The sequence below is a fragment of the Streptomyces sp. NPDC048436 genome, assembly GCF_043200355.1.
Classification (GTDB): Bacteria; Actinomycetota; Actinomycetes; order Streptomycetales; family Streptomycetaceae; genus Streptomyces.
Map to the genome: position 1 here is coordinate 35,259 of NZ_JBICXP010000009.1, position 13,262 is coordinate 48,520.

Consider the following 13,262-nt stretch of genomic DNA (forward strand, 5'->3'; position numbering starts at 1 on the left):
GGTTCGCTGATCGCCTGGCCGCAGTGGCCTACCACCCCTCGCGAGCAAGTCGCCGTCCGGCACGGGAACTTGGGTCGGGCAGTGCGCTTCTGCGGTCAGGCATGGGGGTGCGATTGCTTTCGACAGCGAGGCTTCCACCATCAGCGTGTGAGCGTCGCGACACTCAACGTAGCCAGCAATGTGCCACTAGTGCAACCCAGTTGCCTCGATCGGTGGATCCTCTGCCGCTGACGCGGCAAACTGAGGCCGAACTCCCTGGAGGTCCACCCTTGGCACTGCGGCAGCACATCACCGAGCGCCAGCGAAGGCTCGGCATCGAGCTACGGAAACTGCGCGAAAACGCGGGGCTCAATCTCATCGAGGCAGCAGCACTGATCAACCTGGGGCGCCCGCACCTGACCCATATCGAGGCTGCCCGGACCGGTATCTCCACGGAACGACTCCGCGCCCTCGTCGGCAATTACGGGTGCACTAGTGGCCCGTACGTCGATGAGCTTGTCCGCATGGCCGAGAGCAATGGCAAGGGGTGGTGGTCCGAGTACCGTAAGGCGCTCCCCCAGCAGGTTCTCGACCTGGCGGAACTGGAGGACCGCGCGACGGACATCGCAAGCTACGAGACGCTGCTCATCCCCGGGTTGCTCCAGACAGAGCCATACATGCGCACACTGTTCCGCAGCGCCCGACCCGACGCCACGCGCGCCGAGATCGACACCCTCGTGGCGTTCCGCCTCGCGCGCCAGCGGATCCTCTCCGGAGAACGCGCGCCGCAGTTGCGTGCCGTCATCCACGAAGCTGCCCTGCGTATGGTCGTCGGCGACCCACACATCATGCGCGGGCAGCTGGCCCACCTGGTCGACGTCGCCGCCAATCCGCAGGTGAGCATCCAAGTTCTGCCCTTCGACCAGGGGACGCAGGCTTGGCGAAGCGCACCGTTCCTGCTCATCGCCCCCGGGGTACCCGAGCTGGAGACTGTCTTTGTCGAGCACCCCTCCGCAGGCCTGACCCTGCATGACGCCGACGCTGTGCGCCAGTACCAAGGGACGATCACCGCCCTGGCCCAAAGCGCACTGCCCGCGCTCGTCCGCGAGGAAACCTCAGCCCTTCGCGAGGAGCCCGACTCCTGGGGGCTCGTCCAGCACATCCTGTACACCCATACCGGAGGAGCCCGATGACCGAACTCAGCTGGCAGAAATCGACCTTCAGCGAAGGCGCGGGCGCAAACTGCGTCTACCTCGCCGCAGCCCCGACCACTGGGGTCATCCACCTCCAGGAGAGCGACACCCCGGAGACAACCCTCACCACAACCCCCGCCGCCCTCGCAGCCCTGATACGCACCCTCACCCGGGGCTCCGCTGACCTGCGGCGCTGATACCGGGGGAGGCCCGCCCCGCCACCCATTCAGGTGAACCAGCACCAACTCCGCACCCACACACGTCACTTACGCAAGTCTCGGCCCATGCACCAAGGTCGTGGCCCGCCTCGCCGTCGACCTGAAGACCACGTTCCCGAACCAGCGCGGCTTCTCCCGAAGCAACCTGATGTACATGCACAAGATGGCCCGCACCTGGCCAGAACCAATTGTCCAACAGCCTGTTGGACAATTGCCCTGGGGCGGATTCGCCTTCGTAGGCCGTCAGTACCCCGTGGTCATCGGCGGTGACGAGTTCCGTATCGACCTGCTCTTCTACCACCTGAAGCTGCACCGCTACTTCGTCTTCGAGCTGAAGACGAAGGACGTGCGCCCCGAGCACGTCGGCAAGCTCACTTCTACGTCAGCGTGGTCGATCAGCTGGTACGCGACCCGCAACGCGACGACGCGACCATCAGCTTCCTCATCGGAGCCCGCCACAACAAGACGTCCGTACAGCTTGCCCTCGACGCCAGCAGGAACCCGATGGCCGTCACGTCCTACTCGACGCTCAACCCTGCCGACCGTGAGCTGGTGCCCACGGAGGAGGACCTGTCACGCGTGGTCCAGGAAGCCATCGACAGTGTCGAATCCTGATGCGGGCCACGGAATAGCTCGCGCCCGCAGGCGAGTTGGGCCTCACATGACAGACACACGCTTCGACCCGCACACGCTGCTCGCGGAGAGCAGCCTCGGCGTACTCGCCACCATCAAGGCCGACGGCCGGCCCCAGCTCTCCCCCGTCATGCCCTCGTACGACAGGGACGCCGGCGTCATCCGCGTATCGACCACCGGGAAGACCGCCAAGGTCGCGAACCTGCGGCGCGACCCCCGCGCCTCCCTGGAGGTGACCAGCACCGACGGCCGCGCCTGGGCCACCGTCGAAGGCACCGTCACCCTCATCGGGCCCGGTACCGACCCGCAAGGACCCGAGGTCCAGGCCCTGGTGGATTACTACCGGGCGGCGGCCGGTGAGCACCCCGACTGGGATGAGTACCGGAAGGTCATGGTGGACGACCGCCGGGTGTTGATCGTTATGGCGGTGGAGAAGGTGTACGGGGCGCGGCTCGGCTGACACGTCGCTTCCGAGGGGGCGGTAGCGGGGTGCAGAAAAATTCCACGCCACGCCATGGAGGAGCCGAGCCTGGTGGAATTTTCTTGCAACCCGCCCCCGCAGGCCCTCCCGGGGGAGCGGCAACGCTTCGGGGCAGATAGGGCTCAACCCGGCGTCAGGCGCACCGCGTTCACCTACGCTTGGCCCTCCACGGCACGACACGCGCTATCCCACCCGCAGGGACCCCCTATGGCCATGGAGCCCGTTGTCCGCATCCCCTCGCCCTCCGCCGCGCCCCTCGTACAACGGCTCATCCGCACGCCTCCCCCGCAGCCGCCCACCGCCCCGGAACTGATCGCCGCCCTCACCACCTGGCGCGGCCCCGACGCCCCGGCCACCCCGGACGACGTCCACCGCGTCGCCGCCGACTTCGCCCACATCGCCGCGGAGACGCACAGCGCCCCGGCCGCCGAACTCAACGCCGTCGTCGACGTGTTGAGCCGGACTCTCCTCGCCGTGGGTGAGCTCGATCTCAGCGATGTCGATGCCGTGCGGCTTGGGCCGCAGGATTACGCCCGGCGGCTGCGCGGTGCCGTGCAGGGGGCCGACCGTGCCCTCTCGCCCGGTGCTGCCGGGTTCCACGATGAGCTGCTCGTCGCCGTATGCCTGCACCTTCTGTATTACTTTGTGCGTCGTTCGCCGTACATCCAGCTCCACATGGCTGAGCGCGCCAGCCGCATCCGCCAGCTCATCGACCTCAATGACGCCGAGGCCGCGGCCCGCCAGCCCGAACGGTCCCAGGAGGACCGGGACTTCGAAGCCGCGTACGCCGAAGAAGTCGTACGCCAGCACGGCTGGCTGACCATCGTCGGCGTCGACTTCGCCAACGCGCCCGACCGCTGGCCCCTTGAGGACACCTACCTCAGCCTGGAGGCAGAGGAGAGCAGCGGCAGCGGTGTGCCCGGTGAGCCGCGGACCGTGCTGCTCGCGGACCGGGCGCTTGAGGGGCACGAGCGGGTGCTGCTGCGCGGTGTGGCGGGCTCGGGGAAGACGACCCTCGTCCAGTGGCTCGCGGTGGCCGCGGCGCGCGCGGGTGCCCGCGTGCCCTTCGTGCTGCCCGTACGCCGCTTCGCCCGCGAAGGCTTTCCCGCGCCGGACGACTTCCTGAACGCCATGAGCCACCCCCTGGCCGACCGGGCGCCGGAGGGCTGGGTCGTCCGCACCCTTCTCGCCGGGCGCGCCATGCTCCTGGTCGACGGGATCGACGAGGCCCCGGAAGCCACCCGCGGCGAGCTGCGCGACCAGCTCCGCCGCCTGCTGCGCGTCTTCTCCGGCAACGGCTGCCTGGTGACCTCCCGCCCCTCCGCCGTCGAGGACGGATGGCTCGCCCAGGAGCGCCTCGCCGAGGAGGGGTTCAAGGAGCTGTCCCTTGCGTCCATGTCGCGTGATCAGGTCACGCGTTTCATCCGGGACTGGCACGCGGCGGCTATGAGCGACGAGCAGTGCAAGGAGCAGCGGGACCGCGACGAGCTGCGGGAGTACGAACAGCGCCTGCTGCACTCCGTCCGCATCTACCGCGAGCTGCGCCAGCTCGCCACCAACCCCCTGATGTGCGGCCTGATATGCGCACTCAACCGCGACCGCTCCGGCTCCCTCCCCAAAGGCCGCAAGGAGCTGTACGACGCCGCCCTGGAAATGCTGCTCCAGCGCCGCGACCCCGAGCGTGAGGTGCTTTACGCCGACGACGTACACCTCCAGCAAGGACCCCGGGAGCTGCTCCTGCGCAAGCTCGCCCACGCCATGGTGGAGGAAGGAGTGTCCGAGCTGCCGCGCCGGCGCGTGGTCGACATCCTGGACGGCGCCCTGCCCGCCATTCCCTCCGCGCGCGCGGAGGGCGACGGCGAGAAGATCTTCCGGCATTTGCTGCACCGCACCGGGCTGCTCCGCGAACAGGCCGGCCTCTCGGTGGACTTCATCCACCGCACCTTCCAGGACTATCTGGCAGCCAAGGAGATCGTGGCCCGCGGCGAGTTCCACACCCTCGTCGAGCACGCGCACCGCGCCGAGTGGGAAGAGGTCATCCGCATGGCCGCCGCCCACGCCAGGCCCGAGGAGTGCGCCGGCTTCCTTGAGCGGCTCCTTGCCGCCGCCCCGAACCTCCGCCGCCCGCACGTGAACCACCGGCGCCTGATGGCCGCGGCCTGCCTTGAGCACGTCACCGAGCTGGACCCGGCGGTGCGCCAGCTCGTGCACGACCGCACCAAGAACCTTCTGCGTCCCACGACCGAACTCGCCGCCCGCAGCCTCGGCTGGGTCGGCCCCATCGTCCTGGAGCAGCTGCCGGACCCCGAGGAAGTGCCGAGCGACCAGCAGGCACTGCTCCTCGCGATCACGGCGACCCGCGTCCAGGACGACGCCGCCATCGACTACCTCGCCCGCATGCGCCACCGCACGGCGCTCTCCCTGCGGGCCGAACTGGCCCGGCCCTGGCGGTACTTCGACACAGAGCGGTACGCCGACGAGGTCATCGCCCATCTCGACCCGCTCGGCCTGTACTTCCCCGTCTCCGACACCGCGGAGCTCGCGGCGCTGCGGAGCCTCGGCGGGCGGCCATGGATCCAGGTGGTCGGCGTCATGCGCACCGAGGAGCTCCTTGACGGCCTGGCGCACGAGCAGCTGACCCACCTGTGGTTCACCGCCGAGCCGGCCGACCCGGACATGACCTGGCTCTCCCGCTTCCCGAACCTCAGCGTGCTCCGCGTCAATCCACGCCTGCCCCGCCTGAGGAACGTACCGGAGGGGATCACCATCACGGCGTAGACGGGATGCGAAAAAGGGGCTGCCCCGGACCGTAAAGAAACGGTCCGGGGCAGCCCCCGCACTGCTGTACTGCGGGCCGGAGGCTTACGCCTCCTTGCTCAGGTTCGGCCCAGCGCCACCGGCGGCCTGCTCGATCGGCGGGACGTCCGGGAGCGCCGCCTTCTCCTCGCCACGGAAGGTGAACTTGGCTTCTTCGCCCTCACCCTCCGCGCCGACGACCACGATGTGGCCGGGACGGAGCTCGCCGAAGAGGATCTTCTCCGACAGGATGTCCTCGATCTCGCGCTGGATCGTCCGGCGCAGCGGCCGGGCGCCCATCACGGGGTCGTAACCCTTCTTGGCGAGCAGCTTCTTCGCGTCACCGCTGAGCTCGATGCCCATGTCGCGGTCCTTGAGACGCTCGTCCACCTTGTCGGTCATGAGGTCGACGATCTGGATGATGTCTTCCTCGGTGAGCTGGTGGAAGACCACCGTGTCGTCGACACGGTTCAGGAACTCCGGGCGGAAGTGCTGCTTCAGCTCGTCGTTGACCTTGGTCTTCATGCGCTCGTAGTTCGTCTTGACGTCACCCGCGGCGGCGAATCCGAGGTTGAAGCCCTTGGAGATGTCACGCGTGCCGAGGTTGGTCGTCATGATGATGACCGTGTTCTTGAAGTCCACGACCCGGCCCTGGGAGTCGGTCAGACGACCGTCCTCCAGGATCTGAAGGAGCGAGTTGAAGATATCCGGGTGGGCCTTCTCGACCTCGTCGAAGAGGACGACCGAGAACGGCTTGCGGCGGACCTTCTCCGTCAGCTGACCGCCCTCTTCGTAACCGACATATCCGGGCGGCGAACCGAAGAGACGCGAGACCGTGTGCTTCTCGCTGAACTCCGACATGTCGAGGGAGATCAGGGCGTCCTCGTCACCGAAGAGGAATTCGGCGAGCGTCTTGGAAAGCTCCGTCTTACCGACACCGGACGGGCCGGCGAAGATGAACGAGCCACCGGGACGCTTCGGGTCCTTCAGACCCGCACGCGTACGACGGATCGCCTGGGAAAGCGCCTTGATGGCGTCCTTCTGGCCGATGACCCGCTTGTGGAGCTCGTCCTCCATACGGAGCAGACGCGAGGACTCCTCCTCGGTCAGCTTGAAGACCGGAATGCCCGTCGCCGTGGCGAGGACCTCGGCGATGAGCTCGCCGTCGACCTCGGCGACGACGTCCATGTCGCCGGCCTTCCACTCCTTCTCGCGCTTGGCCTTCGCCGCGAGCAGCTGCTTCTCCTTGTCGCGGAGAGACGCCGCCTTCTCGAAGTCCTGGGAGTCGATGGCCGACTCCTTGTCGCGACGCACGCCCGCGATCTTCTCGTCGAACTCGCGGAGGTCCGGCGGCGCGGTCATCCGGCGGATACGCATCCGGGAGCCGGCCTCGTCGATCAGGTCGATCGCCTTGTCCGGCAGGAAGCGGTCCGAGATGTACCGGTCGGCCAGGGTGGCGGCCTGGACCAGCGCCTCGTCCGTGATGGAGACCCTGTGGTGGGCCTCGTAACGGTCGCGCAGACCCTTGAGGATCTCGATGGTGTGCGGCAGCGACGGCTCCGCGACCTGGATGGGCTGGAAGCGGCGCTCAAGGGCCGCGTCCTTCTCCAGGTGCTTGCGGTACTCGTCCAGCGTCGTGGCACCGATGGTCTGGAGCTCACCACGGGCCAGCATCGGCTTGAGGATGCTCGCCGCGTCGATCGCACCCTCGGCGGCGCCCGCACCCACCAGGGTGTGGAGCTCGTCGATGAACAGGATGATGTCGCCGCGGGTGCGGATCTCCTTGAGGACCTTCTTCAGGCGCTCCTCGAAGTCACCGCGGTAGCGCGAACCGGCGACAAGCGCGCCCAGGTCCAGGGTGTAGAGGTGCTTGTCCTTGAGGGTCTCGGGCACCTCGCCCTTGACGATGGCCTGCGCCAGGCCCTCGACGACGGCGGTCTTGCCGACGCCGGGCTCGCCGATGAGCACGGGGTTGTTCTTCGTACGCCGGGACAGCACCTGCATGACCCGCTCGATCTCCTTCTCGCGCCCGATGACCGGGTCGAGCTTGGACTCACGAGCGGCCTGGGTGAGATTCCGGCCGAACTGGTCGAGCACCAGGGACGTGGAAGGCGTGCCCTCCGCAGGACCGCCACTGGCGCCGGCGGTCTCCTTGCCCTGATAGCCGGAGAGCAGCTGGATGACCTGCTGCCGCACCCGGTTGAGATCGGCGCCCAGCTTCACGAGGACCTGGGCTGCGACGCCCTCGCCCTCGCGGATCAGGCCGAGCAGGATGTGCTCCGTGCCGATGTAGTTGTGGCCCAGCTGAAGGGCCTCGCGGAGCGAAAGCTCCAGGACCTTCTTGGCACGGGGGGTGAAGGGGATGTGCCCGGACGGGGCCTGCTGGCCCTGACCGATGATCTCCTCCACCTGCTGGCGGACCGCCTCGAGCGAAATCCCGAGGCTCTCCAGGGCCTTAGCGGCGACACCCTCGCCCTCATGGATCAAGCCCAGGAGGATGTGCTCGGTGCCGATGTAGTTGTGGTTGAGCATCCGGGCTTCTTCCTGAGCCAGGACGACAACCCGCCGCGCGCGGTCGGTGAACCTCTCGAACATCGTTAATCGCTCCTCAGAGCGGTCAGGCAGTAAGGGGGCTGTCCCCTCCCTGTCCTTCCGCAGCTTAGTCCCGCAAGCGGGGACCGCTCATTCCAACTGCCGACACCCGGCCGAGAACAAGAGGTGCCTCCTGACCCCGAACGCCGACAACTGCTCCAACCCGATGGTGCGAGACGATGTTCCCGCAGGCCAAGCACTTACCCTCACCACCACTACGCCGATGGCGAACGTGAGACGGCCTCGCGCGTGTGTCGCCCCTCCCCACTAGGGATGTCTTACCCGCAAGGACTGACACTCCATGCGGCGCACGCCGGTTCCCTCCGCTACGGGCGAACACCCTTGCGCCGCCAAGCGCGCCTTCACGCCCTCATCGCGGACACCCTGTGCATCCAGAGTGCCACGCTGCGTAACCCGAGGGGCGTTCGGGCGGTTGCTCTTTGCATGGCCTTCACCGTTCCCCAGCCCCGCGAACCGGCCGAGCCGAGCGATCCGGTCCGCCGGTGGAGCGATCCGGTGCGCCAGTGGTACGAGAACAAGCTCGGCTGGGCGACGGAGCAGCTCCGCCCAGGGCTTCCGGTCCGGCTCCTGACGGGGCTCCGCTTCGACGTACTGCAGCTTCCCGCCGAAGCGGGCTTCGCCGCCCTGCGGCATCTGGGGCCGAAGGCTCCGGTGGCGCTGCGAGGGGAAACGATGCGGCTCTTCGTGGCCGCGGGGAGCGCCGACGAGCTTCCGGGGCTCCTCGACTGGCTGGAGTGGGGCGGCATCCCGCTGGACCTCACGGCCGTCGGTGCGGGTGGACGGATCGACGCGCCCACTCCTCCGGGGTGGCCCGGCTCCCGGGGGGCCGCCGTGTGGCTGCGGCCCCCAGAGCCCGGGTGCGAGGTGGAGCCGACGCTGCCGGCACTGCCTTCCCTGTACTGCGTGGGGGGTGGCACGGTGCCCCACAGCGACCCCGCCGTGGGCTCCGGTCTCGTACGACTGGTGGACACGGCGGCAACTCAGTGCCACCGGGTCCGGTTGCGACGTCCGAGTCGTCAGCCGTTGGCCTTCTCGTAGGCCTCGCGAATGGACGCGGGGACGCGGCCGCGGTCGTTGACCTCGAAACCGTTGTCCTTGGCCCAGGCACGGATGGCCGCGGTGTCCTGACCGCCGCCCGTGGCAGCGGCACGCGCTTTGCCGCGCCCGCTCGAACCGCGGCCACCGGTGCGACGACCGCCCTTGAGGTACGGCTCAAGAAGACCGCGGAGCTTGTCCGCGTTCGACGTGGTGAGGTCGATCTCGTACGACTTGCCGTCCAGCGCAAACGTCACGGTCTCGTCAGCCTCGCCACCGTCGAGGTCATCGACAAGAAGGACCTGAACCTTCTGTGCCACCGGATTTCCTTTCATCGATAACTTAGGGCTGGATCGCACGGCGTGAGCCGCCGAATCTCCGCCCCCTGTTATATGCAGTACTGCAGTACGTCGGAAAGCAAACCGCTTTTGCTGGGAAAACACAAACCCCTGGGAGAGACCGGAGAGCTCGAGAACCCAGGAAACATGCGCGTTTCGGACATAGGGAACCCGGGCAGCGGGCAGCCCGGAATACCGGCGACGATCACAGATGCAGAAGCATCCGGCTGTTGCCCAAGGTGTTCGGTTTCACTCGTTCGAGGCCGAGGAACTCCGCGACGCCCTCGTCTTTGGAACGAAGCAGCTCGCTGTAGACATCTCCGTCGACAGGCGTCTCACCGATCTCCACGAAGCCGTGCTTCGCGAAGAAGTCGACTTCGAAGGTGAGACAGAAAACCCGCCGCACTCCGAGCCAGCGGGCGGTCTGCAGCAACTTCCCCAACACCTGATGACCCACTCCGGCGCCCTTGACGTCGGGGTTCACCGCGAGTGTGCGTACTTCCGCGAGGTCTTCCCACATCACGTGCAGGGCGCCGCAGCCGACGACCTCGGCGTTGTCGTCGCGTTCCGCCACCCAGAACTCCTGGATGGACTCGTAAAGCGCGACGGTCGCTTTGTCGAGCAGGATCCCCTGACGCGCGTAGGAGTCGAGGAGGTTGCGTACGACCGGCACATCGGCTGTGCGCGCCCGGCGTACGGAGACTGCTTTAGCGCTGAGTTCAGGGGGTTCTGCTGGCATGACCGGACGCTATCGCTCTGCTTGTGCCGTCGCCTCGCCGGGGTTCTCCGGGGGTTGAGCGGCCGGGGCCACGATCCGCATCGCGTCACTGAGCGCTTCGCGCTGTTCCTGCGACATCATGCCGAAGAACGCGACGAGAGCGGCGGCGGGGTTGTCGCTCTGCGACCATGCTTCGTTCATCAGTGCGGCGGCGTAGGCGGCCCGAGTGGAGACCGCCTCATATCGATAGGCGCGGCCTTCCGCTTCACGGCGCACCCAGCCCTTCTGATGGAGATTGTCCAAAACGGTCATGACGGTGGTGTACGCGATGGACCGTTCCTGCTGAAGGTCTTCCAGGACTTCCCGAACGGTCACGGGGCGGTTCCACTTCCACACCCGTGTCATGACTGAGTCTTCGAGTTCTCCCAAGGGGCGAGGCACACCAGAACAATAGTGGGAGAAGTCACTAATGCCGTGACGGACGTGGCGGAGGCGGCATTTCCCCAACAAAAAGGGCGTACGACCCGGAATGTGAGCGAGTCGTACGCCAAGGGTGTGCGGTCGGTGACCTCAGGTCACCGGGGTGATCGGTCCTGGTCAGGCCCTGGGGGTCTGCCGGGCGCCTTCGGCTCGGGTGATCGCGGCGTCGACTGCCGCGTCCTCCTTGCTCTTGTTGGCGCCGCCCTGGGTCTTCACGATCGTCACGATGAGACCGATGAAGAACACGGCCATCACTACGGGGGGCAGGAGCGCGGAGACATAGTCCATGCCCCCCAGAGTAGCTAGCCCGCGACGAGCTGGTGCGCCGGGTCCGCCGGTCGTGCCGGTTCCGCGGGGCGGCGCTTGGGCGGGAAGACCTCGGCCGGGGTCGGCACGGGGCGGGGCCGCTCGGGTGCGGCGGGTGGTCTGGGCGGGGCGGCCGGCGTCCTGGGCCTTGGCGCCTCCCGGTCACCGGCCTCGTCCCGCCCGCCGGGGAGGGCGTGCAGGTGCGTGCGCGAGGCGGGGACGAGGGGGCGGGACGCCGGGACGACCGTGGCGCGGCGACCCGAGAGGCGGGCGCGTACGGCTTGTTCGGCGACAGCTCGGCAGCGTTCGAGCAGGGCGGCGGCGTCCGGGTTGCCGCGCAGGGCGCGCAACGCGGCGAGGTCGTCGGCGCCCGGCTGGTAGCCGGAGCCGAGGACGTCCTCCAGGAGCGCGAGGTAGCCGCTCGCGGTGCCGGGCAGGGCCGCCCGGTAGCGGGCGAGGTCGGCCAGCAGGAAGGCGCGGAGCCGGGCGCCCTCGCGCGCCGCCTCGTCGACCGAGTCGGCGAGACGGAGGCAGTCGCGGACGTCTTCGTCGGAGACGGGGCTGGGATGCAGGGCGAGGGCCAGAGCGCGGCGGAGCACACGCAGCTCCTCCGCACCGAAGGCCATGCCGCCGCGGGATCCGTATGGCGTGGGCATGGACTGACGATACGTGTTAAACGGACAAAATCCGCTTAACGCCAATCTGTGGCGTGGTGAGCCCACGCGCCTCCGGTCACTCCGAGCGGCGGCGGAAGGTCGCGAAGACGACCGCTCCTACGCCGAGGAGCGCGGCAGCGCCCGCCGCGATCCAGGGCAGGATTCCGGCGCCCGCGGCAGCCATCGGGCGGGGAGTGGGGTCGTCGGATCCCTTGGCGACGCCGATCGCCGCCTTGTTGTTGGACGGGACGGGGTCGCTGCTCTCGGAATCGGTGTCTTCGGGACGGTCGGTGCCTTCGGAGCGGTCGGTGTCCGCGGGGCGCACCTGGACCGTTCCCCTGACGTCTTCGACGTCCTCTTCGTAGCGGACCTCGAAGTGGAAGTACTGGTCGTCTCCGGGCTCCTGCCAGCCGGAGTCGGAGCAGAGATAGCGCCGGTGACCCGCCTGGAAGGGCTCGCGCTTGTCGTTCTCGTACGTGAAGCAGTCGCCGCCCGACCTGTCGTCCGGCGCCGCGTCGGGCTGTACGTGGGCCGTCGCCACCACGCCCTTGGGGAGCGTCACCTCTACGTAGAGGGCCGGTTTCCACGATGGGCGGGCGACAAGGGCCGGTCCCCCGTTGCGCAGACCGAAGGTGAGTTCGCGGGTCGCGCCCTTCTTGCCGGGCTTCAGGGTGTCGCCCAGGGCGCTGATGTCCGCCGTGTTCCGGGCCACGTACCGCACCACGTGCTCCCTCGCGAAGTCCGCGCCCCGGCCCGTCGCGGGGACGAGGCCGAGCTCCGGGCCACGCCCCGCGTCGCCTCCGACGCTCCTGTCCTGCTCCGCAGGAACGGCCTCAGCGGAGTACTTCGCCCAGGTGTGCAGGGCCTCCGCGGCGAGCGACCCCGGCAGCGGCGAAGCCAGGGCCACGGTCTCGCCGGGACGTACCGCCCGCGTGAAGTAACAGGTGGCTTCGGAGTCGTACTCCCCGTAATGGCCCAGCCGGTAGCGGCAGTTGCTGTACTGCCCGGCGAGCTGCACGCCCGCGTCGCCTGCAACCGTGAGGGCGATCTGCTCGGTCCGCAGGTCACCGGTGTTGCGCAGCACTACGGGGAACCCGATGTCCTGCCCGGGCTTCAGGCCCTCCTTGCGCGGGAGTTGGGCTACCTCCAGCTCGGGGGCCCCGACCGTGACGCGGGAGGTGAGCGTGCTGTCGGTGACGCGGTCGCCGGTCAGTGTGTAGCGGACGGTGCCGGACGCTCCGGGCGCGGTGCCTTCGAGTGCGGTGAGGGAGAAGGACTTGTCGGGGGTGCGCAGGTACGTGTCGAAGCCGCAGGTGATGACCGCCCCTTCGGCCGTGCACAGCTTGTTCGTGAGCTTGACGGCCGCGATGCCCTTGAGCCCGCTCGCGTCGATGACGAACTTGAGGTTCCGGGGCTTGGGGAGGGATTGCGCGCCGTCGTAGAACTCGACGCGGGGGTCCTGCGAGACGGCGGTGTTCGTGCGGGGCAGGGATATGTGGGTGGCGGCCTGAATCTTGGACCAGACCTTGGTGGGCTTTTCCGGGGGCTGGTCGGTGGGTCTGGGGGTGGGGTCCGGGGTGGGTTGGGCCGGCGCCTGGGCGGCGGACAGTGGAGCCGCGGCCAGCGCCGTGGACGGCACGGCAACCGTCGGTAGCGCCAGTGCCGTGGCCGCCACCGCAGCCCACAGTCGTCCCTTACGCCTCATTCGCCCCAGCCCGTCCGAACCCCGTACCCGACCCGTCCCTGCGCAGACCCTTGTATGGGGCGGAGGGTTGTGCGCGCAAGCCCCGCTCGTGAGCCGTCAGTTATGAGCCGT

Annotated in this window: 12 protein-coding genes and 1 pseudogene; 6 read left to right on the top strand and 7 right to left on the bottom strand. The window is 68.4% G+C overall.

Going from position 1 to position 13,262, the window contains the following annotated elements; all coding sequences use genetic code 11:
• Nucleotides 1–269: 269 nt before the first annotated feature.
• The 5 genes and pseudogenes from ACGFX9_RS27835 (at nucleotide 270) to ACGFX9_RS27855 (ending at nucleotide 5,282) form a co-directional block, all read left to right on the top strand.
• Nucleotides 270–1,172 (top strand): helix-turn-helix transcriptional regulator, encoded by a 903-nt coding sequence (locus ACGFX9_RS27835; protein ID WP_393477726.1) that lies wholly within the window; start codon nucleotides 270–272, stop codon nucleotides 1,170–1,172.
• The gene (locus ACGFX9_RS27840) at nucleotides 1,169–1,369 is read left to right on the top strand and encodes a DUF397 domain-containing protein (protein WP_393477731.1); all 201 of its coding nucleotides are present in this window, start codon (nucleotides 1,169–1,171) and stop codon (nucleotides 1,367–1,369) included. Before ACGFX9_RS27835 ends, ACGFX9_RS27840 begins: the two co-directional genes overlap by 4 nt.
• Before the next feature lie 100 nt (nucleotides 1,370–1,469).
• Nucleotides 1,470–2,005: pseudogene (locus ACGFX9_RS27845) on the top strand (PDDEXK nuclease domain-containing protein).
• 46 nt (nucleotides 2,006–2,051) lie between these two features.
• A complete protein-coding gene (locus ACGFX9_RS27850) occupies nucleotides 2,052–2,483 on the top strand; it encodes a PPOX class F420-dependent oxidoreductase (protein ID WP_393477736.1) in 432 nt (143 codons plus the stop codon).
• A 234-nt stretch (nucleotides 2,484–2,717) separates the two neighbouring features.
• On the top strand, nucleotides 2,718–5,282 hold the full coding sequence (locus ACGFX9_RS27855) for an NACHT domain-containing protein (protein ID WP_393477741.1): 2,565 nt from the start codon (nucleotides 2,718–2,720) through the stop codon (nucleotides 5,280–5,282).
• 84 nt (nucleotides 5,283–5,366) lie between these two features.
• Here the strand turns inward: ACGFX9_RS27855 and ACGFX9_RS27860 are convergent, their stop codons facing one another.
• Nucleotides 5,367–7,895 carry an ATP-dependent Clp protease ATP-binding subunit gene (locus ACGFX9_RS27860; RefSeq protein WP_393477747.1) on the bottom strand — a complete coding sequence of 843 codons (2,529 nt, stop codon included), beginning with the start codon at nucleotides 7,893–7,895 and terminating at the stop codon, nucleotides 5,367–5,369.
• A 441-nt stretch (nucleotides 7,896–8,336) separates the two neighbouring features.
• Between ACGFX9_RS27860 and ACGFX9_RS27865 the strand changes: the two genes are divergently transcribed.
• On the top strand, nucleotides 8,337–8,951 hold the full coding sequence (locus ACGFX9_RS27865) for an SCO3374 family protein (RefSeq protein WP_393477752.1): 615 nt from the start codon (nucleotides 8,337–8,339) through the stop codon (nucleotides 8,949–8,951).
• Here the strand turns inward: ACGFX9_RS27865 and ACGFX9_RS27870 are convergent.
• From ACGFX9_RS27870 to ACGFX9_RS27895, 6 genes are all read right to left on the bottom strand, one after another.
• Nucleotides 8,930–9,268: an Lsr2 family protein gene (locus ACGFX9_RS27870; RefSeq protein WP_393477757.1), complete on the bottom strand. Its 339-nt coding sequence runs from the start codon at nucleotides 9,266–9,268 to the stop codon at nucleotides 8,930–8,932. The genes ACGFX9_RS27865 and ACGFX9_RS27870 overlap by 22 nt on opposite strands.
• Before the next feature lie 223 nt (nucleotides 9,269–9,491).
• Nucleotides 9,492–10,025, bottom strand: coding sequence for an amino-acid N-acetyltransferase (locus tag ACGFX9_RS27875; protein ID WP_160506416.1), 534 nt, complete (start codon nucleotides 10,023–10,025; stop codon nucleotides 9,492–9,494).
• A 9-nt stretch (nucleotides 10,026–10,034) separates the two neighbouring features.
• On the bottom strand, nucleotides 10,035–10,445 hold the full coding sequence (locus ACGFX9_RS27880) for a BlaI/MecI/CopY family transcriptional regulator (RefSeq protein ID WP_393477761.1): 411 nt from the start codon (nucleotides 10,443–10,445) through the stop codon (nucleotides 10,035–10,037).
• Between the two features lie 156 nt (nucleotides 10,446–10,601).
• On the bottom strand, nucleotides 10,602–10,772 hold the full coding sequence (locus ACGFX9_RS27885) for a hypothetical protein (RefSeq protein ID WP_393477767.1): 171 nt from the start codon (nucleotides 10,770–10,772) through the stop codon (nucleotides 10,602–10,604).
• Nucleotides 10,773–10,786: 14 nt separating this feature from the next.
• Nucleotides 10,787–11,416 carry a hypothetical protein gene (locus ACGFX9_RS27890; RefSeq protein ID WP_393478600.1) on the bottom strand — a complete coding sequence of 210 codons (630 nt, stop codon included), beginning with the start codon at nucleotides 11,414–11,416 and terminating at the stop codon, nucleotides 10,787–10,789.
• A 106-nt stretch (nucleotides 11,417–11,522) separates the two neighbouring features.
• On the bottom strand, nucleotides 11,523–13,121 hold the full coding sequence (locus tag ACGFX9_RS27895; RefSeq protein ID WP_393477772.1) for a hypothetical protein: 1,599 nt from the start codon (nucleotides 13,119–13,121) through the stop codon (nucleotides 11,523–11,525).
• Between the last annotated feature and the right edge of the window lie 141 nt (nucleotides 13,122–13,262).